Annotated in this window: 23 protein-coding genes and 2 tRNA genes; 10 read left to right on the top strand and 15 right to left on the bottom strand. The window is 72.6% G+C overall.

Features of this window, described 5'->3' with window-relative positions; genetic code table 11:
• The first annotated feature begins 2 nt into the window (after positions 1–2).
• Both rsgA and ACFY7E_RS04125 read left to right on the top strand, forming a co-directional pair.
• Positions 3–1,016 carry a ribosome small subunit-dependent GTPase A gene (gene rsgA / locus ACFY7E_RS04130; RefSeq protein WP_389480506.1) on the top strand — a complete coding sequence of 338 codons (1,014 nt, stop codon included), beginning with the start codon at positions 3–5 and terminating at the stop codon, positions 1,014–1,016.
• Between the two features lie 93 nt (positions 1,017–1,109).
• Positions 1,110–1,433, top strand: coding sequence for a DMT family transporter (locus tag ACFY7E_RS04125; protein WP_389480503.1), 324 nt, complete (start codon positions 1,110–1,112; stop codon positions 1,431–1,433).
• Here ACFY7E_RS04125 and ACFY7E_RS04120 read toward each other — a convergent pair.
• The gene (locus ACFY7E_RS04120; protein WP_389480501.1) at positions 1,325–1,987 is read right to left on the bottom strand and encodes a TetR/AcrR family transcriptional regulator; all 663 of its coding nucleotides are present in this window, start codon (positions 1,985–1,987) and stop codon (positions 1,325–1,327) included. The two genes, ACFY7E_RS04125 and ACFY7E_RS04120, sit on opposite strands and share 109 nt — an antisense overlap.
• A gap of 154 nt (positions 1,988–2,141) precedes the next feature.
• Here ACFY7E_RS04120 and hisN point away from each other — a divergent pair, with 154 nt between their 5' ends.
• A complete protein-coding gene (gene hisN, locus ACFY7E_RS04115; RefSeq protein WP_389480499.1) occupies positions 2,142–2,954 on the top strand; it encodes a histidinol-phosphatase in 813 nt (270 codons plus the stop codon).
• Positions 2,955–3,101: 147 nt separating this feature from the next.
• Positions 3,102–3,500, top strand: a complete 399-nt coding sequence (locus tag ACFY7E_RS04110; RefSeq protein WP_389480496.1) for a cyclic nucleotide-binding/CBS domain-containing protein — start codon at positions 3,102–3,104, stop codon at positions 3,498–3,500.
• A 73-nt stretch (positions 3,501–3,573) separates the two neighbouring features.
• Here ACFY7E_RS04110 and ACFY7E_RS04105 read toward each other — a convergent pair whose 3' ends face one another.
• Positions 3,574–5,043: a catalase gene (locus tag ACFY7E_RS04105; RefSeq protein WP_389480493.1), complete on the bottom strand. Its 1,470-nt coding sequence runs from the start codon at positions 5,041–5,043 to the stop codon at positions 3,574–3,576.
• Between the two features lie 142 nt (positions 5,044–5,185).
• Here ACFY7E_RS04105 and ACFY7E_RS04100 point away from each other — a divergent pair, with 142 nt between their 5' ends.
• Positions 5,186–5,605 carry a Fur family transcriptional regulator gene (locus tag ACFY7E_RS04100; protein ID WP_383448358.1) on the top strand — a complete coding sequence of 140 codons (420 nt, stop codon included), beginning with the start codon at positions 5,186–5,188 and terminating at the stop codon, positions 5,603–5,605.
• Positions 5,606–5,728: 123 nt separating this feature from the next.
• Here ACFY7E_RS04100 and ACFY7E_RS04095 read toward each other — a convergent pair.
• The 4 genes from ACFY7E_RS04095 to ACFY7E_RS04080 form a co-directional block, all read right to left on the bottom strand.
• A tRNA-Met gene (locus ACFY7E_RS04095) sits at positions 5,729–5,802 on the bottom strand.
• 74 nt (positions 5,803–5,876) lie between these two features.
• Positions 5,877–7,856, bottom strand: coding sequence for a tetratricopeptide repeat protein (locus ACFY7E_RS04090; protein ID WP_389480490.1), 1,980 nt, complete (start codon positions 7,854–7,856; stop codon positions 5,877–5,879).
• A 207-nt stretch (positions 7,857–8,063) separates the two neighbouring features.
• Positions 8,064–8,137: transfer RNA gene (locus tag ACFY7E_RS04085), tRNA-Met, on the bottom strand.
• A gap of 45 nt (positions 8,138–8,182) precedes the next feature.
• The gene (locus tag ACFY7E_RS04080; RefSeq protein ID WP_389481037.1) at positions 8,183–11,074 is read right to left on the bottom strand and encodes a UPF0182 family protein; all 2,892 of its coding nucleotides are present in this window, start codon (positions 11,072–11,074) and stop codon (positions 8,183–8,185) included.
• 170 nt (positions 11,075–11,244) lie between these two features.
• Here ACFY7E_RS04080 and ACFY7E_RS04075 point away from each other — a divergent pair, with 170 nt between their 5' ends.
• A complete protein-coding gene (locus ACFY7E_RS04075; RefSeq protein WP_389480487.1) occupies positions 11,245–11,796 on the top strand; it encodes a PPA1309 family protein in 552 nt (183 codons plus the stop codon).
• Between the two features lie 69 nt (positions 11,797–11,865).
• On the opposite strand, the gene ACFY7E_RS04070 is transcribed toward ACFY7E_RS04075, so the two are convergent.
• The 4 genes from ACFY7E_RS04070 to ACFY7E_RS04055 all read right to left on the bottom strand — a co-directional run bounded on the left by ACFY7E_RS04070 (position 11,866) and on the right by ACFY7E_RS04055 (position 15,095).
• Positions 11,866–12,954 (bottom strand): PDZ domain-containing protein, encoded by a 1,089-nt coding sequence (locus tag ACFY7E_RS04070; RefSeq protein ID WP_389480485.1) that lies wholly within the window; start codon positions 12,952–12,954, stop codon positions 11,866–11,868.
• A gap of 75 nt (positions 12,955–13,029) precedes the next feature.
• Complete coding sequence (locus ACFY7E_RS04065) at positions 13,030–13,179, bottom strand: hypothetical protein (RefSeq protein ID WP_389481071.1); 150 nt, start codon at positions 13,177–13,179, stop codon at positions 13,030–13,032.
• A gap of 233 nt (positions 13,180–13,412) precedes the next feature.
• Complete coding sequence (locus tag ACFY7E_RS04060; RefSeq protein WP_389480483.1) at positions 13,413–13,874, bottom strand: molybdenum cofactor biosynthesis protein MoaE; 462 nt, start codon at positions 13,872–13,874, stop codon at positions 13,413–13,415.
• Between the two features lie 111 nt (positions 13,875–13,985).
• The gene (locus ACFY7E_RS04055; RefSeq protein ID WP_389480481.1) at positions 13,986–15,095 is read right to left on the bottom strand and encodes an SDR family oxidoreductase; all 1,110 of its coding nucleotides are present in this window, start codon (positions 15,093–15,095) and stop codon (positions 13,986–13,988) included.
• Positions 15,096–15,309: 214 nt separating this feature from the next.
• Here ACFY7E_RS04055 and ACFY7E_RS04050 point away from each other — a divergent pair, with 214 nt between their 5' ends.
• Both ACFY7E_RS04050 and ACFY7E_RS04045 read left to right on the top strand, forming a co-directional pair.
• Positions 15,310–16,785 (top strand): zinc-dependent metalloprotease, encoded by a 1,476-nt coding sequence (locus ACFY7E_RS04050; RefSeq protein WP_389480479.1) that lies wholly within the window; start codon positions 15,310–15,312, stop codon positions 16,783–16,785.
• The gene (locus tag ACFY7E_RS04045; RefSeq protein ID WP_389480476.1) at positions 16,782–17,303 is read left to right on the top strand and encodes an NUDIX hydrolase; all 522 of its coding nucleotides are present in this window, start codon (positions 16,782–16,784) and stop codon (positions 17,301–17,303) included. The genes ACFY7E_RS04050 and ACFY7E_RS04045 overlap by 4 nt, the downstream gene beginning before the upstream one ends.
• Positions 17,304–17,362: 59 nt before the next feature.
• On the opposite strand, the gene ACFY7E_RS04040 is transcribed toward ACFY7E_RS04045, so the two are convergent.
• From ACFY7E_RS04040 to ACFY7E_RS04025, 4 genes are all read right to left on the bottom strand, one after another.
• On the bottom strand, positions 17,363–18,118 hold the full coding sequence (locus ACFY7E_RS04040; protein ID WP_389480474.1) for an AIM24 family protein: 756 nt from the start codon (positions 18,116–18,118) through the stop codon (positions 17,363–17,365).
• A 19-nt stretch (positions 18,119–18,137) separates the two neighbouring features.
• A complete protein-coding gene (locus ACFY7E_RS04035; protein ID WP_389480472.1) occupies positions 18,138–18,818 on the bottom strand; it encodes an AIM24 family protein in 681 nt (226 codons plus the stop codon).
• Between the two features lie 14 nt (positions 18,819–18,832).
• Entirely contained in the window at positions 18,833–20,464 is a 1,632-nt protein-coding gene (locus tag ACFY7E_RS04030) for a TerD family protein (RefSeq protein WP_389480470.1), read from the bottom strand.
• A gap of 132 nt (positions 20,465–20,596) precedes the next feature.
• A complete protein-coding gene (locus ACFY7E_RS04025; RefSeq protein ID WP_389480468.1) occupies positions 20,597–21,226 on the bottom strand; it encodes a M48 family metallopeptidase in 630 nt (209 codons plus the stop codon).
• 241 nt (positions 21,227–21,467) lie between these two features.
• On the opposite strand from ACFY7E_RS04025, the gene ACFY7E_RS04020 reads away from it, so the two are divergent.
• Both ACFY7E_RS04020 and ACFY7E_RS04015 read left to right on the top strand, forming a co-directional pair.
• Positions 21,468–22,679 carry a TOMM precursor leader peptide-binding protein gene (locus ACFY7E_RS04020; RefSeq protein WP_389480465.1) on the top strand — a complete coding sequence of 404 codons (1,212 nt, stop codon included), beginning with the start codon at positions 21,468–21,470 and terminating at the stop codon, positions 22,677–22,679.
• Positions 22,680–22,720: 41 nt separating this feature from the next.
• Complete coding sequence (locus tag ACFY7E_RS04015) at positions 22,721–24,118, top strand: ABC1 kinase family protein (protein WP_389480462.1); 1,398 nt, start codon at positions 22,721–22,723, stop codon at positions 24,116–24,118.
• Positions 24,119–24,160: 42 nt separating this feature from the next.
• On the opposite strand, the gene ACFY7E_RS04010 is transcribed toward ACFY7E_RS04015, so the two are convergent.
• Positions 24,161–24,343 carry a hypothetical protein gene (locus tag ACFY7E_RS04010; RefSeq protein ID WP_383440873.1) on the bottom strand — a complete coding sequence of 61 codons (183 nt, stop codon included), beginning with the start codon at positions 24,341–24,343 and terminating at the stop codon, positions 24,161–24,163.
• Positions 24,344–24,419 lie beyond the last annotated feature (76 nt).

Genomic DNA, 24,419 nt, shown 5'->3' with positions numbered 1-24,419 from the left:
CGATGCGGCGTTACGGCAAGCACACCGACGAGGACGACATCCGCCAGCGGCCCAACCGCAAGGGGACCCGTCCCCGGACCAGCATCCGGCCGAAGCACGAGGACGCCGTCGAGGGCATGGTCCTCACCGTCGACCGGGGCCGGCTGACCTGTCTGGTCGGCGACCGGACCGTGACGACGATGAAGGCGCGCGAGCTGGGCCGCAAGGCCGCCGTGGTCGGCGACCGGGTCTCGATCGTCGGCGACCTCTCCGGCGAGAAGGACACGCTGGCCCGGATCGTACGGATCGGGGAGCGCTCCTCGGTGCTCCGCCGCACGGCCGACGACGACGACCCGTACGAGCGGGTGGTCGTGGCCAACGCCGACCAGCTGGCGATCGTCACCGCGCTCGCCGACCCCGAGCCGCGGCCCCGGCTGATCGACCGCTGTCTGGTCGCCGCGTACGACGGCGGCCTCTCCCCGCTGCTCGTCCTCACCAAGTCGGACCTGGCGTCGCCGGACGCGCTCCTGGAGATGTACGGGGCGCTGGGCGTGCCGTACGTGGTGACCACCCGGGACGAGTTCGTCGACGGGGCCGCCGCCGAGCGGGTGCGCGAGCACCTCAAGGGCCGGACCACCGCGTTCGTGGGGCACTCCGGCGTCGGCAAGACGACCCTCGTCAACGCCCTGGTGCCGCCGGAGCGGCGGCGCACCACCGGTGTGGTGAACGCGGTCACGGGCCGCGGCCGGCACACCACGACGTCGGCGCTCGCCCTGCCGCTCGACGACGAGGAGGGCGGCTGGGTGATCGACACCCCGGGCGTGCGCTCCTTCGGCCTGAACCACGTCGACCCGGCCCGGGTGATCCTCGCCTTCCCCGACCTCGTGCCGGGTACGGAGAACTGCCCGCGCGCGTGCAGCCACGACGAGCCGGACTGCGCCCTCGACGCGTACGTGGCGGAGGGGCACGCCGATCCGGCGCGCCTCGTCTCGCTGCGGCGGCTCCTGGCGGCCAGGGAGCGACGCGAGGGGGACTGAGCCGCGCCGCCTTTGCGTCCGTTCGGTACGGGTAAGTGCATAATCGCACCGAGTGCGACGAAGCGGTCACCGACGGCGTGGGAGGCACTGACGATGGCGTGGCTGCTGGTGGTGGTGGCCGGGTTCCTGGAAACGGGCTTCGCGGTCTGCCTCAAGCTCTCGCACGGGTTCACGCGCCTGTGGCCGACGATCGCCTTCGCGTCCTTCGCCCTGGGCAGTTTCGGTCTGCTCACGCTGGCGCTGCGGAAGCTCGACGTGGGTCCGGCGTACGCGGTGTGGACGGGGATCGGCGCGGCCGGGACCGCGATCTACGGCATGGTCTTCCTGGGGGACGCGGTCTCCGCGCTCAAGATCGTCTCGATCACCCTGGTGATCGCGGGCGTCATCGGGCTCCAGCTCTCCGGCTCCGCGCACTGACCTCCCGCGCGCCGGGTCCCCTCGCCCGTCCCGCCGGGCACCGGGGGCGCGACGACGTGGCTGAGCGCGATCCTGACGGCGAGTTCGCAGCCGGCCGCCCACCGTTCGTCCGCGCAGGCCACGACGGCCGCCACCAGCTCCCCCGGCGCGGGCGGCCCGGCGTCGGCGCGGCGCTGGGCGGGGACGGCCGCGGGCCGGGCGCCCGGCCGGGCCGGGCGGGGCGCCGGGAGCCGCGCGTCCCAGGCGCCGGTGAGCAGGGCCCGCAGGACCGGCCGGGCGGCGGCCCGGACCACGATCCACTCGGTGAGGGCGGCGAGGGTCCGGCCGGGCGGGCCCGGGGCGGCGAGCAGCTTCCGGGCGCCCTGGAGGTAGGCGTCGGCCTCCCTGCGCACGAGCGCGCGGGCGAGCCCGTCCTTGCTGCCGAACTCGTTGTAGAGGGTCTGCCGGGAGACCAGGGCGGCGGCGGCGAGGTCGGCCATCCGCACGGCGGACCACGGCCGGTGCGTGAGCGCGGCGAGCGCCGCGTCGAGCAGGGCCTCGCGGGCAGTCGGCATCGGCGCCTCCCGGGCCGTACGTTTCGGTGCGGGACCGGCACGTTCCGTGCGCGGTCCCGTACACAGCGTCGACAGGCGTGCGCGCCCTGTCAAGGAGCCGGGCGTCCGCGGACGGTTCGGCCGGCCGCGATCACCCGGGGATAGAGTGCCGACCATGGCCGATTACCACGATGACCTGCGTCTCGCCCACGTCCTCGCCGATGCCGCCGACGCGGCCACCATGGACCGCTTCCAGGCGCTCGACCTGAAGGTCGAGACGAAGCCGGACATGACTCCGGTGAGCGAGGCCGACAAGGCGGCGGAGGAGCTGATCCGCGGTCAGCTCCAGCGGGCCAGGCCGCGCGACGCGATCCTGGGCGAGGAGTACGGCGTGGAGGGCTCGGGTCCGCGCCGCTGGGTGATCGACCCGATCGACGGGACGAAGAACTACGTGCGCGGGGTGCCGGTCTGGGCGACCCTGATCGCGCTGATGGAGGCCGGGGAGACCGGGTTCCAGCCGGTGGTGGGGGTGGTGTCGGCCCCGGCGCTGGGCCGCCGCTGGTGGGCGGCGAAGGGCCTCGGGGCGTACACGGGCCGCAGCCTGGCCTCGGCGACCCGGATCGGGGTCTCGAAGGTCGCCTCCCTGACGGACGCCTCGTTCGCGTACTCCTCGCTGAGCGGCTGGGAGGAGCGGGGCCGCCTCGACGGCTTCCTCGACCTCACGCGCGCGTGCTGGCGGACGCGGGCGTACGGCGACTTCTGGCCGTACATGATGGTCGCGGAGGGCTCCGTGGACATCTGCGCGGAGCCGGAGCTGTCGCTGTGGGACATGGCGGCGGTGTCGATCGTGGTCCAGGAGGCCGGCGGCACGTACACGGGTCTGGACGGGCGGCACGGGCCGCACAGCGGGAACGCGGCGGCGTCCAACGGGCTGCTCCACGGCGAACTGCTCGCGTACCTGAACCAGCGGGAGGCCGGGGAGGGCTGACCGGCCCTCAGGGGGCCCCGGGCGCGCCGGGCGCTCCCGGGGACGCTTCGCGCGCCCCCTTGTCGGCCTCCTCCCCCGGTGCCACTCTGAGACTCCCCCCACTTGTGAACTTGTGAAAAAGTTCTCGAACCGGAGGTGGTCCCTTCCATGCTCGTCCGCGACGCCATGAGTCCCGTGACCCTCACCATCGGCCCGGCCCACACCCTCCGCCAGGCGGCACGACTGATGTCGGCGCGCCGCGTCGGCGCCGCCGTCGTCCAGGACGGGGATTCCGGCGGCATCGGCATCCTCACCGAGCGCGACATCCTCGACGCCGTCGGCGCCGACCGCGACCCCGACCACGAGACCGCCGACGCCCACACCACCCGGGACGTCGTCTTCGCCGCGCCCACCTGGACCCTGGCGGAGGCGGCCGAGGCCATGACCCGCGGCGGCTTCCGCCACCTGGTCGTCCTGGACGACCACGGGCCGGTCGGGATCGTCTCCGTGCGCGACATCGTCCGCTGCTGGATCCCGGTGCACAGCGCCGGTGCCGCCGCCGCCTGAGCACGTGCGCGAGGGCCGGTCCCGCCCGTACGCGTACGGGCGGGACCGGCCCCCTCTCCTCGGCAGGCCGCCGTCAGCCGCGCAGGGCCTGGACCGCGGTCTCCAGCCGCTTGCCGAAGTCACCGTCCGCCTTGCGGAAGTTGTCGATCGCCCGCTCGGCGATGTCGTCCCGCGAGACCTTGGCGATGAAGCCCGCCAGGTTCTCCACGAGGCGGCCCTTCTCGTCCTCGGACATCAGGCGGTAGAGGTCGCCCGCCTGCGTGAAGTCGTCGTCCTCGGCGTGGAGCGGGGCGGCGTGGTCGCCGGTGACGCCCGCCACCGGGACCGGCTGCCACAGCGGACGGCCGGTCTGGTGCGGACCGCCGAAGCTGTTCGGCTCGTAGTTCTTCGCGCCGCCGTGGCGCCCGTCGTAGAGGAGGCCGTCGCGCCCGTGCGTGCGCGCCTCGGTGGCGCGCGGGCGGTTCACCGGCAGGTGGTCGGCGTTGACGCCGACCCGGTAGCGGTGGGCGTCGCCGTAGGCGAAGAGGCGGCCCTGGAGCATCTTGTCGGGGGACGGGCCGATGCCCGGCACGAAGTGCGCGGGGCTGAAGATCGACTGCTCGACCTCGGCGAAGACGTTCTCCGGGTTGCGGTTGAGCTCCAGCTTGCCGATCTCGATCGGCGGGTAGTCCGCGTGCGGCCACACCTTGGTGAGGTCGAACGGGTTGAAGCGGTAGGCCGCCGCCTCGGCCGCGGGCATGATCTGGACCTGCACGGTCCAGCTCGGGAAGTCGCCGCGCTCGATGGCCTCGCGCAGGTCGCGCTGGTGCGAGTCGGGGTCCTCGCCGGCGAGCCGGTTGGCCTCGGCCTGCGTGAGGTTCTTGATGCCCTGGTCGGTCTTGAAGTGGTACTTGACCCAGAAGACCTCGCCGGCCTCGTTGTTCCACTGGTACGTGTGCGAGCCGTAGCCGTTCATGCGGCGGTACGAGGCGGGGATGCCGCGGTCGCCGAAGAGCCAGGTGACCTGGTGCGTCGACTCCGGGGAGAGGCCCCAGAAGTCCCAGACGTTGTCCGCCTCCTGGGAGCCGGTGTACGGGTCGCGCTTCTGGGTGTGGATGAAGTCGGGGAACTTGACGGCGTCCCTGACGAAGAACACCGGGGTGTTGTTGCCGACGAGGTCGTAGTTGCCCTCCTCGGTGTAGAACTTCAGCGCCCAGCCGCGCGGGTCGCGGACCGCGTCGGCCGCGCCGAGGCTGCCCGCGACAGTGGAGAAGCGCAGGAAGGTCTCGGTCTCCTTGCCGACCTCGGAGAGGAAGGCGGCGCGCGTCCACCGCGAGACGTCGCGGGTCACGGTGAAGGTGCCGTAGGCGCCCGCCCCGCGCGCGTGGACCACGCGCTCCGGGATGCGCTCGCGGTTGAAGCGGGCGAGCTTCTCCAGGAGGTGCTGGTCCTGGACGAGGACCGGCCCGCCGACGCCCGCGGTCTCGCTGTTCTGGTTGTCGGCGACCGGAGCCCCGGCCTCCGTGGTGAGCGGTCCCTGCGTCACGTGCGCCTCCTGCGTCATGCCTGTGTCCTGTCTCCGGCCCGCCCCTCGTGGGCCGCGGCCAGTGCCGAGCACGATCCTACATTGGACAAAGTCCAAGTCAAGCTCAGATCCAAAGTCACACTTGTTCGCGATCTTGTCACCGACTGTTAGGCTGACCCTCATGAGCGACCTGTTGGAACGACTGCGCGGACGCGGCTGGCGCATGACCGCACAGCGGCGCGTCGTGGCCGAAGTCCTCGACGGGGACCACGTGCACCTGACCGCCGACGAGGTCCACGCGCGTGCCGTGACGCGGCTGCCCGAGATCTCGCGCGCCACCGTCTACAACACGCTGGGCGAGATGGTCACCCTCGGCGAGGTCATCGAGGTGGCCACCGACGGACGCGCCAAGCGGTACGACCCGAACGCCCACCGCCCGCACCAGCACCTGGTCTGCGGCCGGTGCGGCGCGATCCGCGACGTGCACCCGGGCGGCGACCCCCTGGCGGACCTGCCGGACGGCGAGCGCTTCGGCTTCACGATCTCCGAGGTCGAGGTCACGTACCGGGGCATCTGCCCGAGCTGCGCCACGACGGCCTGAGACGCACGGAAAGGGCCCACGCTCCGGCGGGGGCCCTTCTTCGCGCACCGGTACGGCCGTGCACCGGTACGACGAAGGCCCGGATCCGAGTGCATCGGATCCGGGCCTTCGTTTGCTACTGAGTAGCGGGGACAGGATTTGAACCTGCGACCTCTGGGTTATGAGCCCAGCGAGCTACCGAGCTGCTCCACCCCGCGTCGGTGAACCCAACCTTACGGGTCCTTCGTCACCGGCGCAAATCCGTTAACACCAGCCGCGCCCGGCCCGGCCGTCACGCCGTGAGCTCCTGGTGCAGCGCCTCGCTCAGCCGCGCCGCCCGCTCGGCGACCTCCGCGGGGCCCAGCTCCACCGCGTGGGCGCACCAGCGGCGCCCCTCGGTGAGCTCGCCCCGGCGCGCCGCGAGCAGCGCGAGCCGGAGCGCGGCGCGGCCGTGGCCGGCCCGGGCGGCCCGGGTCCACCAGAGGGAGGCCTCGCGCTCGCTGCCCTCGCGGGCGAGGAGCAGGCCAAGGTTGAAGGCGCCGTTGCGGCTGCCCGCCTCGGCCGCCTCGCGGTACCAGCGGTCGGCCTCCGCCAGGTCACCGCGTGCGGCGGCGAGCATCCCGACCCGCACCTGGGCGCGCCGGTGGCCCTGCCGGGCGGCCCGCTCGTACCACTCCTCGCACTCGCTCTTCTCCTCGCGGGACGCGCCGAGCACGGCGGGGCCGGGCTCGGGGCGGCGCGCGTCGAGCACCGAGGCGAGCCGGAAGGCGGCCTCGGCGCTGCCGCCGCCCGCCGCGCACCGCAGGTGCCGCTCGGCGGTCAGCTCGTCGCCGTCGCGCAGGGCGGCGATGCCGACCTGGAGGGCGGCCTCGGTGTGCCCGGCGGCGGCGGCCCGCTCGTACCAGACGAGGGCCGTGCGGTCGTCGCCGCGGCCGGCGTGCAGGATGCCCAGGTTGAAGGCGGCGTCCACGCTGCCGGCCTCGGCGGCCTTGGAGAACCAGGGCTCGGCGCCGTTCGCGTCGCCGGCCTGGAGGAGCAGCACGGCGAGCGCGTTGGCGGCCTCGCGGTGGCCCGCGTAGGCGGCCCGCCGGTACCACTGCTCGGCCTGCGGGATGCGGTCCTGGGCGGCGCAGAGCAGCCCGAGGTTGTAGGCGCCGTTGACGTCGCCGGCGTCCGTGGCGGCCCGGTACCAGCGCTCGGCGGTCTGCTGCTCGCCCCGGGCCGCGTGCAGGGCCCCCAGGGCGTTGGCGGCGTTGCCGTCGCCGTCCTGGGCGGCGCGCAGCCACCACACGGCGGCGCTCTCCTCGTCGCCCGCGTCGCGCAGCAGGAAGCCGAGCGCGCAGGCGGCCCTGGCCTCGCCCTCCTTGGCGGAGCTGAGGTACCAGCGGCCGGCCTCCTTCAGCTCGCCGCGCTGCTCCAGGATGGCGCCGAGGTGGAGCGCGGCCCGCCGGTGGCCGCGCGCGGCGGCCTGCCGGAACCACTGCTCGGCCTCCGCGAGTTCCCCCACGGGCTCGACGGCCGGACCGGCCGGACCGCCCGGCAGGACGCCGGGGGACACCCCGGCGGCGCTCCTGGCCGCGTTCCTGGCCGCGCCGGGGACCGGAAGCCGGGTACCGGTGGCGTGCGGGCCGCGGGGCGTGTCGGTGGCGCGCCGCTCCAGGGCCATGGCGAGCCGGTAGGCGGCCTCGCGGTGCCCCTGCTCGGCGGCGGCGCGCAGCCAGCGCTCGGCGCCGACGTCGCCGCGGTGCTCCAGGAGGTCGGCGAGGGCGTACGCGCCGAGGGCGTGGCCCTGCTCGGCGGCCTGGCGCAGCCAGTACTCGGCGGCGGGCTCGTCGCCGCGCTCGCGGTGGTGGCGGCCGAGCGCGTGGGCGGCGGGGGCGGAGCCGGCGACGGCGGCGACCCGCCACCAGCCGGCGGCCTCGTCGGCGTAGCCGCGCTGGTGCAGCAGGACGCCCAGGTTGTTGGCGGCGGCCCGGTCCCCCTCGGCGGTGGCGGCGCGCAGATGGGGCTCGGCGCCGTCGAGGTCGCCGCGGCGCAGCAGCATGGCGCCGAGGGCGCTCATCGAGGCGAGGTCGCCGCGCTCGGCGGCACGGCGGTGCCGGGCCTCGGTCTCGGTCTCGTTCTCGGTGTCGGCATCGGCCACGGCCGTGGTGCCGAGGACCGCGTCGGCGACCCCCACCGCCTCGATGATCTCGTCCGCGGCATTCCTGGCATGCCGCTGCACAAACCGCCCTGTTTCCAACAGAGTTGCCCTGTCCCCCATAAATACCATCGTCGCACCACCCGCCACCCGAGCACACCTGGTAAATCGCAGCCAGTGAGGTAACTCAGCGTTTTGTCGACATGCCCACAGAGAGACAAGTCAAACACGACTCACGCCAACTCGCCCCTTCCCTACCGCTCTTCCGTACCCCCTGGCACGCCGACACACGACAAAGGCCCGGATCCTTATGGATCCGGGCCCTCGTTTGCCACAGAGTAGCGGGGACAGGATTTGAACCTGCGACCTCTGGGTTATGAGCCCAGCGAGCTACCGAGCTGCTCCACCCCGCGTCGGTGACGTAACAGTATCACGACGCGGAGGTGGAAAACCTCAGGTCAACCGCCTGCTCCCGGGGTCTTGAGCTTCGCCCCGGCGTCGGCGGCCTTCACGAGGGCCGCCTGGAGGTCCTCCTGCGCCTTGCCGTACGCGGTCCAGTCGCCCTTCTGCAGGGCCGCCTCGCCCGCGTCGTACGCCTTCTGGGCGTCGGCGATCGCCTGCTTCAGCGCCTCGTCGTTCGACGTCGGCGGCGGAGGCGTGGTGCCCGGCTGCTCCGGCGTCGGCTGCGTCGGCGCGTCCACCCCGAAGACCGCGTTGAGCGCCTTGGTGAGGTTGTCCTCGAACACCGTGGTGTCCTTGGTCGTGTCGCCCTCGGGCTGGTCCGCGTCCACGTACGAGACCGCGACCTTCTTCAGGAGCGGGTAGAGCGCGTTCCGTCCCTGGGCGTACACCGGCTCCACGTACAGGAACCCGCCGTCGAGCGGCACGGTCAGCAGGTTGCCGTACTGGATGTCGGAGTCGGCGCCCCTCATGTCCCGGACGAACTGGGCCACGGACGGCAGGCCGTTGAGCTTGCTCTGCACCTGGGCCGGGCCCGGCACGTCCTGGGTGACCCTCAGCAGCCTCAGCCGGCCGTACTCCTCGCTGGTGGCGTCGGCGTCGACCGCCATGAAGCCGCCCAGGTTGGGCCGCCCGTTCGGCGTGAACGTCGTCGTCAGCGAGAAGCGCTGCTCCGTGTCCCCGGGCATCTTCATGCTCAGGTAGTACGGCGGGACCGCGTTGCCCTCCTTGTTGGTCGGGTCGTCCGGCACCTGCCAGGCGTCCGAGCCGCTGTAGAACTGGGCCGGGTCGGTGACGTGGTAGCGGGTCAGCAGCTCGCGCTGGACCTTGAACATGTCCTGCGGGTAGCGCAGGTGCTCCAGGAGGTCGGGCTCGATCTCGGACTTCGCCTTGACCGTGTCCGGGAAGGCCTTCATCCAGGTCTTGAGGACCGGGTCCCCGGTGTCCCACTGGTAGAGCTTCACCGTGCCGTCGTAGGCGTCGACGGTGGCCTTCACCGAGTTGCGGATGTAGTTGACCTGGTTCTGCTGGGCGACGACCGTGCGCTGCTGGTTGCCGACGGTCAGCGAGTCGGCCGTGGTGTCGCCGAGCGTGGTGCGCGAGGCGTACGGGTAGCCGTTGGTCGTCGTGTACGCGTCGATGATCCACTGGATCCGGCCGTCGACGACCGCCGGGTAGGCGTCGCCGTCGATGGTCAGCCAGGGCGCGACCGCCTCGACGCGGTCCTTGGGCGTGCGGTTGTAGAGGATCCGCGAACCGTCGCCGATGGCCCCCGAGTAGAGGATCTGCGGCTCGCTGAAGGCCACCGCGTACGCGGCGCGGTTGAAGGTGCTGGAGAGGCTGACGCCGCTCTTCTCCTTGTAGCTGGTGGTCTTCTCGCCGTTCTCCTCGTAGTCGAGCTCCCGCTGGGGCCCGCCCACGATCGAGTACTGGTCGGTCTTCTCGCCGTAGTAGATCCGCTGCTCGTACTTCGGGAGCTGACCGGTGGTCGGCAGGCCGGACTCGGTGAAGACCGGGGAGCCGTTGGCGTCCGTCTGCGTGCCCGCGGCCATGATCGCGCCGTAGCCGTGGGTGTAGGTGAAGTGGTCGTTGATCCAGTTCCGCTTCGGGATGCCGCGGATGTTGAGCTCGCGGAGACCGATGACGGTGTCCTTGCCCTGGTAGCGGTCCACGTCCAGGGTGGTCGGGAACTGGTAGTACTTCCGCTTCTGCTCCAGCTGCTGGAACGTGGGCGAGACGATGTTCGGGTCGAGGAGGCGGTAGCTCGCCGCCGTGTCGGCGTCGGCCCGCAGCCTGTCCTTGGCCTTGACCGTCGACTTGCCCGAGTAGTTCTCCGGCTTCGTCCCGTCGATCGCGTACGCCTTGCGGGTCGCGTCGATGTTCTTCTGGATGTACGGCGCTTCCTTGGCCTGCTCGTTCGGCTGGACCTGGAACTTCTGCACGATCGCCGGGTACAGGCCGCCGATCAGGACCGCGGAGAGCACCATCAGGCCGAAGCCGATCACCGGCAGCTGCCAGGTGCGGCGCCAGAGCGTCGCGAAGAACAGCACGGCGCAGATCGCGGCGATGCAGAAGAGGATGGTCTTCGCCGGCAGGTAGGCGTTGGCGTCGACGTACCGCAGGCCCGTCCAGTTGCCGGTGGCCTTGAAGTCGCTGGACTTCACGGCCAGGCCGTACCGGTCGAGCCAGTACGCCACGGCCTTCAGCGACACGAAGACGCCGAGCAGCACCGAGAGGTGGCCCGTGGCCGCGGCGGTGGCGCGGGCGCCCGGGCTGGTGATCCGCAGTCCGCCGTACAGGTAGTGCGTGAGCGCGGCGGCGATCAGCGAGATGACGGCGGCGGCGAAGCCGAACGCGAGGAGGAAGCGGTACCAGGGCAGGTCGAAGGCGTAGAACGCCACGTCGAGCCCGAACTGCGGGTCCTTCTGGCCGAACTTCACGCCGTTGACCCACATCAGCCAGGTGCGCCACTGGCCGGAGGCGGAGGCGCCGGCGATCAGGGCCACCAGGGCCGTGACCGCGAGCAGCACCCACTTCTTGAAGGGGGCGAGGCCCATCCGGTACCGGTCGAGGCTCTGCTGCTCGAGCGACATCGCGCTGAGCGGCGGCCGCAGCCGGTACGCCAGCCAGATGTTGAGGCCGACGGCGAGCCCCATCAGGAGGCCGAAGACCGCGAAGAGGCCGATCTTGGTCCACAGGGTGGTGGTGAACACGGAGGAGTAGTGGACCGAGCGGTACCAGAGCCAGTCCGTCCAGAACCCGGCGAACATCACGAACGCCATGGCCAGGACGGCCAGTACCCCGAGTGTCATGAGCAGGGTACGGGCCCGCCGGGACGGCCGGCCGACTCTCATCCTTGGCCCTGACGGGCCTCCGCCGCGGTCCGGCATCTGGAAAGCCAACGTGCGCCCCTCGATGTTGATGCGTCTCGGTGTCGATGCGTGTCGATGCTGCTGGTGGGTCCGAAAGCAGGCCCCGCGATCGTAGGGCCCACTGATGCAACTTACCGAGGCTTTACCTAGTTCCCGGCTTCGGGGAAAGAGGAGGCAGGATATTGGTCATGTCCAACGTTTCCCCCTCCGGCCCGGCGATGGCCGCGAGCCCCCTCACCCGCGCGGTTCTCGAGATCGACGAGTACGCGTCGGGTCTCGGCTGGGACCAGCCCGCCCGCCTGTTCGCCCTGGTCGACACCGCCCGGCTGCGCGCCCGGGAACCCAAGCTCGCCTCCCAGCTCGGCCTGGGCGACGAGGCCGCCTCCTACACCCCGATCGAGCAGGACAAGCTGCCGCGCGGGAAGCCGCTCGACGAGTTCCTCGGCACGATCGCCTGGCCCGACGCCGTCACCGGCTGCGCCATGACGGTGGAGCGGCTCATGCTGCCCCCGTCGGCGGAGGCCCAGGTGCCGCAGGGGCTGAGCGAGAAGCAGCTCGCCAAGTGGGTGGCCGGGCACCCCGACCGCCAGGAGGTCCGGATGACCGTGGCGGTGCTGCGGGGCGGGGCGCGCGAGGCGGCGATCCGGCTGCGCGAGAAGGACTCGCCGACGGAGGTCCTGACCGGACCGGACCTGGTGCCGGGCCTCGCCGAGGCGCTCGCGGCCACCTTCGAGAGCTGAGGACCCACGCGGAAGCCGAGGGGGCGCCCGACCGGTCCGGTCGGGCGCCCCCTCGGCTTCCGCGTGGTCTCAGCCCTTCGCGCAGCGCGGCAGGGACGCCGTGTCGCCCTTGCGGAGCTTCTCCAGGGACTTCGTGGCGTCGTCGATGGTGTCCACCTTGACGAGGGTGAGGCCGTCGGGGGTGTCGGAGGCCGCCGCGGCGCAGTTGTCGGCCGGGGTGAGGAAGTACTCCGCGCCCGCGTCGCGCGCGCCGACCAGCTTCATCTCGATGCCGCCGATCGGGCCGACCTCGCCCTTGTCGTCGATGGTGCCGGTGCCGGCGATGAACCGGCCGCCCGTGAGGCTGTCCGGGGTGAGCTTGTCGACGATGCCGAGCGCGAACATCAGCCCGGCGCTGGGGCCGCCGACGTCGGCCAGCTTGATGTCGATCGTGAACGGGAAGACGTGGTCGGTGCCGGCCTGGATGCCGACGACGGCCCGGTCGCCCTCCTCGGAGGTGGTGGTCGTGATGACCACCTTCCGCGTGACGGTCGGCTCCTTGCCCGCCTTCTCGGCGGCGGCCGCCTCCTTGGCGGGGACGATCGTGAACTCGACCTTCTGGCCGGGCTTCCGCTTCGTCACCTGCGCGGCGACGGCGCTCTGCTCGGTGATCGGCACTCCGTCGACGGCCTTGATGACGTCCCCGGCGTGCAGCTTGCCCTCGGCGGGGGCGCCCTTGACCACCGTGCCGACGACGACCCGGGAGACCACCGGGACGCCCAGCTCGCCGAGGGCCGCGACCTTGGCGCTCTCCTGGGACTGGCTGAACTCCTCGGCGTTCTCCTGGCTCGACTGCTCCTCGGTCTTGCCGTCCGGGTAGAGCGTGTCGTGCGGCACCACCACGTTGTCGTGGGCGAGCCATCCGTAGACGGCCTCGACGGCGTTCATCCTGTAGTCCGCGCTGGTGACGCGGACCGTCGTCATGTTGAGGTGGCCGTCGGTCGGGTACGTCTTGCGCCCGGAGATCTGGAGCACGGGCTCCCCCCTGGCCTCACCGAGGGTGTTGACCGTCGGTCCGGGGCTCATCTCCGCGTACGGCACCGGGATCAGAACGCCGGCGATGAGCAGGCAGATCAGGACCAGGGTGGAGGCGAGCATCGTCGCGGTGCGGCGTGGCATGGAACGACAGTACGGGACTCGCCTGTGGGCGCACCCCCGGGGCGGGTCCGTACGAGGCGGCCCGTGACAGCCGTGTCAGCCGGAGGAGGACGGGGTGACGGCGGTGGCCGCGGCGGCCGGTTCGCGCTCGTGGGGAGCGGGTTCGGCGAGCGCGGATTCGGCGCGTGTGGGATGGGCGCGTTCCATCGCGTCGCGGAAGCGGGCGTAGCCGGCGAGTTCGGCCACGTCGCCTATGGTCTTGTTCCTCGAAGCCCAGCTTCCCCATATCGCCGCGCCGACGACTGCGAAAAGCGGAATCAGCAACCAGGCCAGCGCCGCCATTCCGACCTCCCATCCCCAGTGAGTTGATCAGCAGACTGTTTCATCCGTGCCGTCAACGCTCGCGCGCGGGGGTCGGTTACGCAAATCGGGCGTTCGGCTACGCCGTGTCGGCGCGTCGCCTTGCCTCCCCGCCCTCCCTAGCAGGCACCGACCCACTCCTCGGTTCCGTCCGAGAAGCTCTGGTGCTTCCAAATGGGTACTTCGTGCTTGAGGTCGTCGATCAGCATGCGGCAGGCCTGGAAGGCCTCCGCGCGGTGGGGGCAGGAGACGGCCACGACGACCGCGATGTCGCCGACCGCCAGGTCGCCCACGCGGTGGACGGCGGCCAGGGCGCGGACCGGGTGGTTCGCGACGACCTTCTCGGCGACGCGGCGCAGCTCCGCCCCGGCCGTGGGGTGGCAGGAGTAGCCGAGCGCGTCGACGTCCGCGCCGCCGTCGTGGTTGCGCACGGTGCCGACGAAGAGGGTCGTGCCGCCGGAGGCGTCGTCCCCGACCGCCCGGAAGACCTCGTCGACGGAGAGCGGGGTCTCCCGGATCGCGAGGAGCTTGATGGGGTCGGCCGCGGCCCGCTCGCCGGGGTGGTCAAACGTCAGTGCCATGTCCCCATCGTGCCGTACGCCGCCGACAACCCGGAAGAGAGGTTTCGACCGGCGCTCCGGACCCTCCGTAGGAGGGTCCTACAGTCGGCCGCACGGCGGGGACGAAAGGGGTCAGATCCCGCGCCGCTTCCGCATCTGCCGTACGAGCGCCGCCGTGCCGAGCAGCGCCACCGTCGCGCCGGCCGCGCCGGCCGCCGTCGCGTCCTTGCGGCCCAGGCGGCGCCCGGCGACCGTGTGGCGGCCCTCGACCTCCTCCAGGAGCGCGGCGAGGACCTCCTCGTTCGTCCACTTCGGCCGCCAGCCGGCGTCGTGCAGGCGTCCGACGCTCACCACCCAGGGGTGCATGGTGTACGCGAGGTCGCCCGCCGGGGACGGGGTGAGGCCGATCCGGTGGAGGCGGGCAGCCGTGCCGAGGGCGACGGCGGAGGGCAGCTCCATGCGCCGGATCCCGGAGAGCTCCTCGACCTCCTCCTGCTCCAGCCAGCCCTCGCAGCCGACCGCGAACTCCCCGTCGACCTTCCCCAGGGCCGCGTACTCCAGGGCGCTCACCAGGTCCTCGACGTGGCAGAACTGCCAGGTGGGCCGGGATCCGGCGACGACGAGCAGCCGGGGCGACTCGAAGTAGCGGGTCAGCGCCGTGTCCGTACCGCCGACGAGGACGGCCGGGCGGACCACGGTGACGTGGAGGCCGGGGTGCGCGCGGGGCGCCCGGCGGCCCAGGCGCTCGATCTCCAGCAGGTCGCCGACGCCGGTGGCCTCCGCCGTGGCCTTCAGCTCGGCGTCCTCGGAGAGCGGGATGTCGTTGTCGGGCAGGGCGCCGTAGACCATCGCGGAGGTGCAGAGCACCACCCGGTGGACGCCGGCGGCCGCGGCGGCGGTCAGGACGGTCTGCGTGCCGCGCACGTTGTAGGCCGTCCGGGCCGCGGGGTCGGTCTCCAGGTCGAGGTCGACGGCGAGGTGCACGACGACGTCGGCGCCGCGCAGCTTCTCGGCGATGGCCGGATCGCGCACGTCGAGGACGTGCCACTGCGCCTCGGGGACCTCGCCCCGGCGCTCGTCGATGGCGACGACCCGCTTGACCTCCTCGGAGGCGGCGAGGCGCCTGGTCAGCAGGTCACCGATGCCGGAAGCGGCGCCGGTGACCGCGACGACGGGGCCGCGCGCGGTGGACCGGGCCGAGTGGTTTCGCGCTCCGCGAACCTGTGGATCTGGGGAACTCACCGGGCGTCTCCAGCGGTTGTCTTCAGTACGTATGCCGCACGGCGTACGGACCAGGTGGCGTCCATCCTGCCGCAGGGCACGCCCCGGCGGAGCACCGAGCCCGTTTCCGGCCCGGATGTCTACGCTGGTGGTGTGCGGAGCCTGTCGTGGGCAGGCTCTGGTCGGGCAGTCGCCGTCGGCAGGAGGCCGGCGGCCCTACGAGCCGAGGAAACCTGTGAGTGACACCCCATTCGGATTCGGCCTTCCGCCGGAGGAGCCGGAGGACGGCGACGAGGGCAAGAAGAAGGACCCCGCCGGAGGTGGCCAGGGGTCCGGTGGCCAGGGCGGCAACCCGTTCGGGGCGAACCCGTTCGGTTTCGGCGCACTGCCGGGCATGGGCGGGCCGGGCGGCCCGGGAGGCGCGGACAATCCGTTCGCGGCGATGTTCGGTTCGCTGAACCCCAACGACCTGGGCGCGGCCTTCCAGCAGCTCGGGCAGATGCTGAGCTACGAGGGCGGTCCCGTGAACTGGGACATGGCCAAGCAGATCGCGCGCCAGGTGGTCGCCCAGGGCACGTCCGACGGCACCAAGGACGCCAGCGTGGGCCCGGCCGAGAAGTCCGCGGTCCAGGAGGCCCTGCGCCTGGCCGACCTGTGGCTGGACCAGGCGACCTCGCTGCCCTCGGGTGCGAACGTCGCCGTGGCGTGGAGCCGCGCCGAGTGGGTCGAGGCGACGCTGCCGGCGTGGCAGCAGCTCGTGGACCCGGTCGCCGAGCGGGTCGGCACGGCGATGGGCGACGTCCTGCCGGAGGAGATGCAGGCCATGGCGGGCCCGCTGATCGGCATGATGCGCTCCATGGGCGGCGCCATGTTCGGCCAGCAGATCGGGCAGGCCGTGGGCGCGCTCGCCGGTGAGGTCGTCGGCTCGACCGACGTCGGCCTGCCGCTGGGCCCGGCCGGGCGCGCCGCGCTGCTGCCGCTGAACATCGAGGCCTTCGGCAAGGACCTGGGCGTGCCCTCGGACGAGGTGCGGCTCTACCTGGCGCTGCGCGAGGCGGCCCACCAGCGCCTCTTCGCGCACGTGCCGTGGCTGCGGGCGCACCTGTTCGGCGCGGTCGAGGGGTACGCGCGCGGGATCAAGGTCGACACCTCGAAGCTGGAGGAGGCGGTGGGCCAGCTCGACCCGACGCACCCCGAGCAGCTTCAGGAGGCGCTCCAGCAGGGCATGTTCCAGCCGGAGGACACCCCGGAGCAGAAGGCGGCCCTGGCCCGTCTGGAGACGGCGCTCGCGCTGGTCGAGGGCTGGGTGGACGCGGTGGTCCACGAGGCCGCCAAGTCGCGTCTGACCTCGGCGGACGCGCTGCGCGAGACGCTGCGCCGGCGCCGGGCCTCGGGCGGCCCCGCCGAGCAGACCTTCGCGACCCTGATCGGTCTCGAACTGCGTCCGCGGCGGCTGCGGGACGCGGCGCGCCTGTGGGCCTCGCTCACCGACGCGCGCGGGGTCGACGGCCGGGACGGTCTGTGGGAGCACCCGGACATGCTGCCGACGGCGACCGACCTGGACGACCCGGACGGCTTCGTGCACCGCGAGCACCTCGACTTCTCCGAGCTGGACAAGATGCTCGGCGAGGCGGCGAAGGGCGGCGCCCCGAAGGACGGGGACGAGGACGGGAACAAGGGCGGGGCCGGCGGCGGGGACGGCAAGGAGTGACCCTGCACGACGACGCGGTCCTCGTACTGAAGGAGTACGGGGGCCAGGAGGAGCTGCGGCAGGTCTATCTGGACCACCTGGACGCGCACCCGGACGGCATGTACAAGCCCTGCTCGGCCGGACACCTGACGTCCAGCGCGCTGGTGGTCGACCCCGTGCGGGGCAGGGTCCTGCTGACCCTGCACAAGAAGCTGGGCATGTGGTTGCAGATGGGCGGCCACTGCGAGCCGGGCGACGCGACGGTCGAGGCCGCCGCGCTGCGGGAGGCGACGGAGGAGTCCGGGATCCCGGGGCTCGTGCTGCTGCCGGGCGGCCCGGTGCGGCTCGACCGGCATCCGATCCCGGCGCCCTGCCACTGGCACCTGGACGTGCAGTACGCGGCCCTGGCACCGGCCGAGGCGGTGGAGCGGATCAGCGAGGAGTCGCTCGACCTGCGCTGGTTCGCGTACGAGGACGTGGCGGGCGTGGCGGACACCTCGGTGGTCCGCCTCCTGGAGGGCACGCTGGCGCGGCTGTGAGGACGGCGGAAGGGGGCGGGCGCCGGTCGTGGCGCCCGCCCCCTTCTCCGTACCCCTGCCTAGTTCCAGGCGTTGGTCTGGTTCTGGCCGTGGGCGCCGTGCTGTCCGGCGCCGTACTGGGCGGCGATGCCCTGGCCGACGGCCGCGTGCTGCGGGGGCATGACCTCGCTGGGCTGGACGAGGGCGAAGCCCTGTCCGAGGAAGCTGAGCTCCCAGCCCTCGCCGGTGTCGCCGCGTCGGCGGCGGACGCTGGAGTTGTGCGTCTGCGCCTGCATCTGGACGCGCAGTCCGGTGGACCAGGCGACGATCGCGTCCGCGTCGACGCTGACGTACTTGTCGGGCGTGACCTGCATCATCAGCGGCTGCCCCGAGGTCATCAGGGCGACCTTGCCGCGGCCGGAGATGTTGAGCTGGTACTTGCCGGAGCCGGAGATGCCGTACTGGCTGTCGACGGCGATGACCTCGGTGTGGAGGGTCGAGTCGAGCGCCAGGACGTAGGCGCTGTCGACGGTGAGGCCCTCCTGCTCGACCTCCACGACGTGGACGTGCTGGGCGAGGTTGGCGAAGTAGACCGTGCCCTGCCCGGAGCAGCGCATCAGGTCGAGGCCCTCACCGGTGCGGGCGCGGGCCCTGCGCTGGTTCGCCGTCTGGTACTCACCGTCGAAGTCGATGAGCCCCTGGTAGGCGACCATGGCGCCCTTGCGGGCGAGGACGTCGTCCTGCCCGGTCAGGCTGACCCGCAGGAGCTGCGGGTTCTGGATGACGTACCGCTCCTGGCTCTGCTGTTCGGCGTGGTTGAAAAGCGGGCTCTGCATGGTGTGTTCTCGCTCCCCCTCAGCCCCGGACCCGCAGGCGGTCGGTGCTGTCCTCGCTCGGCTGTACGACGACGATGCCCTGGCCCGAGAAGGCCATCTGGTACGCCTCGCCGCTGCCCCGTCCGATGAGGGAGGAGGCCTTGAAGCTGCGCTTGCCCTTGACCTTGAGCGCGGGCGACCAGGCGACGAGCGCGTCGGGGTCGACGTACGTCTCGTCCTCGCCGCGGCCGCAGTCGACGACGATCGGGGTGCCGCGCGAGGTCAGCGCGACCCAGCCGGTGCCGGAGATCGTCACGTTGAACAGGCCCTGGCCGGCGAACTTGGCGAGGCCCTTGACCCGCTCGACGCCCCACTGGAGGTGGGCGTCGAAGGCGAGGAGGTTGGTGCCGTTGACCGACAGGGAGTCGTTGTCGAGGTTGATCACGACGACGTCGGCGCCGTAGTCGGCGAGGTAGAGCAGTCCGTCGCCGGAGCACTTCATGATCGGCGCGCCCTCGCCCGTGACCCACTGCTGTGCGTACTGACGGACGGCGGGCGGGTTGGGCTCGTAGGTGATGAAGCCCTCGTAGGCGACCATCGAGCCGGTCCGGGCGTAAAGGTCCTGGCCGGTCGCCATGGCGACCTTGAGCATGGTGCTGCCGTGGTTCTCCATCCGGGCCGCGACGGGGGTCGGGGCGTAGCCCGCGAGTTGCTGGTTCATGGCTTCGGGCTCCCTCAGACCTCGTAGGGCTGGACGACGACGAAGTTGCCGGGGGCGCCCCGGAACTGCAGGTTCACGGTCTCTCCGCTGTGGCCCGGGTAGGCGTTGCGGCGCAGGCGCACCTGGCTGGAGAGGACGACCTGGGACGCGGACGACCAGGCGACGACGGCGTTGCAGTCGGCGAAGGTCGTGGGTGTGACCGGGAGGACCACGGGGATGCCGCGGGTCTTTACGACGACCGTGCCGCTGCCCTGGAACTGCATGGTGAACAGGGCGCCGCCGGGGATGCCGTGGCCCTCGATGCGGCGGACCTCGTACTGGAGGGTCTCGTCGAACGCGAGGACGTTCTCGGCGGAGACGCAGATGCCGTCGCCCTGGAGCTCGATCGGGTGCAGCTGGGCGCCCTCCTCGGCGAGGAAGACCTGGCCGCGGCCGGTGCAGCGCATCAGCTGCATCTCCTGGCCGGTGGCGTTGCCGACGATCCGGCCGGCGAAGCCCGCGCCCTTGTAGCCGAAGTCGACCTTGCCCTGGTACATGACCATGGAGCCCTGCCGGGCCAGGACGGGCGTGCCGCCCATGGCGAGGTCGACCCGCATGAGCTGCTGGTTCTGCGGGGTCCAGCGGGAGCCGGTGGCGGTCTCCTTGTACGGCGCGAGCGCGGCGGCGAGGCCCGCGCCGGCGGCGGGGACGCCCTGGGGCACGCCCGCGTGCTGCTGGCCGTACGGGGGCGGGGTCTGCCCGTAGGGGGGCGTCTGCCCGTACGGAGGCGGAGTCTGGCCGTACGGCGGGGACTGCGGCGGCTGGCCCTGGCCGGGGTACTGGCCCGGCACCTGCCCGTGCTGGGGCGGCTGGGGGTATCCGTACGGCGCGGGGGCCGGGGCCGGCGGGGGCACGGGGGCCGGGGCCATGGGCGCGACCATCGTGGGCGCCGTGTGGACCGGCGGGGCCGGGGGGACGGGCGCGGGGGCCGGGGCGGGCGGGGCCGCCGGGGCGCCGAACGCGGGCGCCGGGGCCGGAGCCGGGGCGGCGGGGGCGCCGAAGGCCGGGGGCGCCGCGGCCTGGGGCGGCGGGGCGAAGCCGGGGGCGGCCGCCTGCTGCTGCGGGGCGGCGGGCTCCTCCTCGGCGACCTCGCCGCCGAAGTTCCGCAGGAGCGCCTCCAGGCCTCCGTCGAAGCCCTGGCCGACGGCGGCGAACCGCCAGACGTCCTTGAGGTAGAAGTCGCCGAGCATCACCGCGCGCTCGGTGGAGAACTCCGCGCCGGTGAACGCGTACCGGGCGACCTCCTCGCCGCCCGCCACGATCCGCAGGTGGCCGGGGCCGATCTGGGACATCTGGCCGTCGCCGTCGATCGTGGCGGTGAAGGACAGCTTGTGGATGTGCGCGGGGACGCGGTCGAGGGTGACGCGGAAGGACTCGGTGTCACCGGCCTGGGCGCCGAGGAGCTGGATGGACTCCTCGGGCGACTTCGGCTGGTTGAAGAAGACGAAGTAGCGGTCGTCCGAGAGCCGCTCGTCGGCGTCGAGGCCGAAGCAACTGATGTCGAAAGTCAGTCCGGGCGCCGCGATCTGCACGCCCACGTACAGATCGGTCCCCGCGGTCAGATCACTGATCTTGGCCTTGTGGCCGCGTTGGAATTCCCTGGCCATGCGTAACGACCGTCCCCCATCCCGAATGGCGAATGCTCGCGCCAGGCTAACCGCTGCGTACGACATTGAGACAGGCCAGGTCGTTTTCGGTACGGAATCGGGAAATCCGCGCCCCGTGGCGTGGCGGCGCCGTCACTCCTCGCGAGCGTCCGGATCGCTCGGGCAGTCCGGGTCGTCCGGACGGTCCGGGCGGTCCGGGCGGTTCGAAAGGTTCGGGAGGCGTTCGGCGGCGGCCACTCCCTCCAGGTAGCCCCGGGCCCGTTCGGTGCGGGGGTAGGACTCCAGGAGCCGCCAGAAGCGGGGGCCGTGGCCGGGGACGAGCAGATGGGCCAGCTCGTGCAGGAGGACGTAGTCGACGACGTACTCGGGCATGCCCCGGAGCCGGTGGGAGAGGCGGATGCTGCCCTCGGAGGGGGTGCAGGAGCCCCAGCGGGTGTTCTGGTTGGTCACCCAGCGGACCGAGGCGGGGCGGGCCCGGCCGTCGAAGTACTGGTCGGAGAGGCGTCGGGCCCGTTCGGCGAGTTCGCGGTCGCCGAGGACGCCCCGGTTCTCCTTGGCGGCGAGCTTGTCCAGCATGACGCCGACCCAGCGCCGCTCCTCCGCCTCCGACATGCGGGCGGGGATGAGCACGACGGTCCGGTCGCCCTCGCGGTAGGCCGAAACGGTCCTGCTCCGCCGCGCGCTCCTGCGTACCTCGACCGCGCTCGTCCCGGCGTCGTGGGGCTGCTTGCTGGTCACGCTGCGTCGTGGGTCGGCGGGCACGGCCACGACGTTACCCGTTGCCCGGGCGGTTCCGGGAACGGTCCGGCCGGACCGCGCCCCATTTGAATGACTAATCCCCCGGCCTGTGGACAACTTTCTGCACCGGTCGGAGCTTCTGGGCATTCTCACTCGTGGACGACGGAAAAGCCGTTGTCGATCATGAATGCGGATCACGGCGTCCGGATCGCGGTGTCTGGATCGCGGCATGTGGATCATGACGTAGGGCGGACGGGGGCGGGAAATGCATCCGATGGTGAAACCGGCGCTGCGGCGGGCCTGGCGGAGTCTGCGGTGCGTCCAGTTCGGGGTCACTCCGGCCCACGCCGTGGTGCTCGACCCGGTCGGTCCGGAGACGGAGGCGGTACTCGGGCTGCTCGACGGGACGCGCGGGGTCGAGCTGCTGCGGGCCGAGGCGCGGACGCTCGGTCTGCCGGACGGACGCCTGGAGGTGCTCCTCGGGCATCTGGAGTCGGCCGGGCTGCTCACGGATTCCACGACGGGGCGGCCCGGGAGGGCGGGACCGGCCTCCGGAGCGGCGGGCAGGGCCCTCGATCCGCTCCGGGCCGACCTGGCCTCCCTGTCCGTGGTCCATCCCGAGCCGGAGCGGGCGGCGGGGGTCCTGAGGGCCCGCCGGGCCCTGCGCGTCCAGGTCCGGGGCGCGGGGCGGGTGGGGGCGACGGTGGCGGCCCTGCTCGCCGCGGCGGGCGTGGGCCGGGTCGAGGTGCTGGACTCCGGCCGGGTCGAACCCTGGGAGACGGCACCGGGCGGCCTGCCGGCCGAGGCCGTCGGCGAGCGCCGGGCGACGGCCGCCCGACGCCTGGTCGGCCAGTGGTCACGGGGCGGGCCGCGCGGAAGGAACGGTCGGCCCGGCTCGGGAAACGGTGGCGCGGGTGAAGCGAGCGGTGGGGCCGGCGCGGGAAACGGTGCCGCGGGTGAAGGAAGCGGTGGGGTCGGGCTTTCACTCGTGGTGGTGACGCCCCGGGACGGGCTCGGCGCCTACGTCCCCGATCCCCTCCCGGCCGAGCCGTGGATCTCCACCGGCACCCCCCATCTGTACGCCGGGGTCGTCGAGGCGACGGGGACGGTCGGCCCGCTCGTGCTGCCGGGCGGCACGGCCTGCGCCCGCTGTCTCCAGGAGGAGCGGACGGACCGTGAGCCGGTCCGGCCCCGGCTGCTCGCCCAGTGGCGCTCCGGCGCCCCGCATCCGCTGCCGGCCTGCGACCTGGGGCTGGCCACCGCGGTGGCGGGGCTGGCCGCCGCGCACGCCCTCGCCTTTCTGGACGGGGACCTGCCGGCCAGCACGGGCACCCGCTGGGAGGCGTCGCTGCCGTTCCTGGAGTGGCGGGCGGAGCGGCTGAGACCCCATCCGGCCTGCCCCTGCGGGGCCGCTCACGGAGGGAAGGGGGAGCGCGCCTCGGCAGCGGAGGACGCGCACGACACAATGGCGGGGTAACGGTCCCGCGCGACACGGCAGTCTGGGTTTTGGAGGGGCGCATGTCTGATCTTCCCCGGAAGGCGGTCACCCGGACCGCCAAGTTGGCCGCGTTGCCCCTGGGCTTCGCGGGCCGGGCCACCTGGGGCCTGGGCAAGCGGATCGGCGGCAGGTCCGCGGAGATCGTCGCCCGCGAGCTCCAGCAGCGCACGGCCGATCAACTCTTCAAGGTGCTCGGCGAGTTGAAGGGAGGGGCCATGAAGTTCGGGCAGGCCCTCTCCGTCTTCGAGTCGGCCCTGCCGGAGGAGGTCGCCGGACCGTACCGGGCGGCCCTGACGAAGCTGCAGGACGCGGCGCCGCCGATGCCGACGCGGACGGTGCACGCGGTCCTGGAGGAGCGTCTGGGCGCCGACTGGCGCGGGCTGTTCCTGGAGTTCGAGGACAAACCGGCGGCCGCGGCCTCGATCGGGCAGGTGCACCGGGCCGTGTGGCACGACGGGCGCGAGGTCGCGGTCAAGGTGCAGTACCCGGGCGCCGGGGAGGCGCTGCTCTCGGACCTGACGCAGCTGAGCCGTTTCGCCCGGCTGCTCGGTCCCCTGATCCCGGGCATGGACATCAAGCCGCTGATCACCGAGATGCGGGACCGGGTCTCCGAGGAGCTGGACTACGGCTTGGAGGCGGCGGCCCAGCGGAAGCACGCGGAGGAGTTCGCGGACGACCCGGACGTGGTGGTCCCGGCGGTGGTGCACCAGTCGGAACAGATCCTGGTGACCGAGTGGATGGAGGGCCTTCCGCTCGCGGAGGTGATCGCGGACGGCACCCGTGAGCAGCGGGACCGGGCGGGCCAGCTCCTCGCCCGCTTCCTCTTCTCCGGCCCGGCGCGCACCGGTCTGCTGCACGCCGATCCGCACCCGGGGAACTTCCGGCTGCTGCCCGGGGCCGGGGAGGACGAGGGGCCGGAGGGCTGGCGGCTCGGCGTCCTCGACTTCGGCACCGTGGACCGGCTGCCGGGCGGGCTGCCCGAGGTGATCGGCACCTGTCTGCGGATGACGCTCGCCGGTGAGGCCGAGGCGGTCTACGACCTGCTGCGCGCGGAGGGTTTCGTCAAGGAGACCGTCTCGCTCGACCCGGACGCGGTCCTGGAGTACCTGGTGCCGATCATCGAGCCGGCCGAGGCGGAGACCTTCGTCTTCACCCGCTCCTGGATGCGCGCCCAGGCGGCGCGCATCGCCGATCCCCGCTCCCCCGCGCACCAGTTGGGCAAGCAGCTGAACCTGCCGCCCTCGTACCTGCTGATACACCGGGTGACGCTGAGCACCATCGGGGTGCTGTGCCAGCTGAACGCGGCGGTCCGCCTGCGCGACGAACTGAGCGAGTGGCTCCCGGGCTTCGCACAGCCGGAGACGGAGACGGAACCGGATGCGAAGCCGGAGCCGGAGCCGGAGCCGGAGGCGGACTAGGAACCGGATGCGAAGCCGGAGCCGGAGGCGGACTAGGAACCGTCACCACCAGGAGGAGTCGAGCCTGCCCTCGATGGCGCGGAGGTTGTCCCGGGAGCAGTCCTCGCAGAAGTACACCCGTCGCCCGTCCTCCACGGAGCAGGTCCAGGTCAGTGGCAGGGTGTCGGCGGTCCTGCCGCAGCGCGCGCAGGTGAGGGGCTCCTCGGGGGCACCGGCGTCGTTCACCCTCGCGACGATAGCCCGGCGGGGCGTCCGCGGTCCCGCGCAACGCACCGCGGGGGCCGGTCCCGACGGACCGGCC

Source organism: Streptomyces sp. NPDC012825 (assembly GCF_042900925.1).
In the GTDB taxonomy this organism is placed as follows: Bacteria; Actinomycetota; Actinomycetes; order Streptomycetales; family Streptomycetaceae; genus Streptomyces.
Note: the sequence above shows the minus strand (reverse complement) of the source record. Positions and strands in the feature narration are given on the sequence as shown.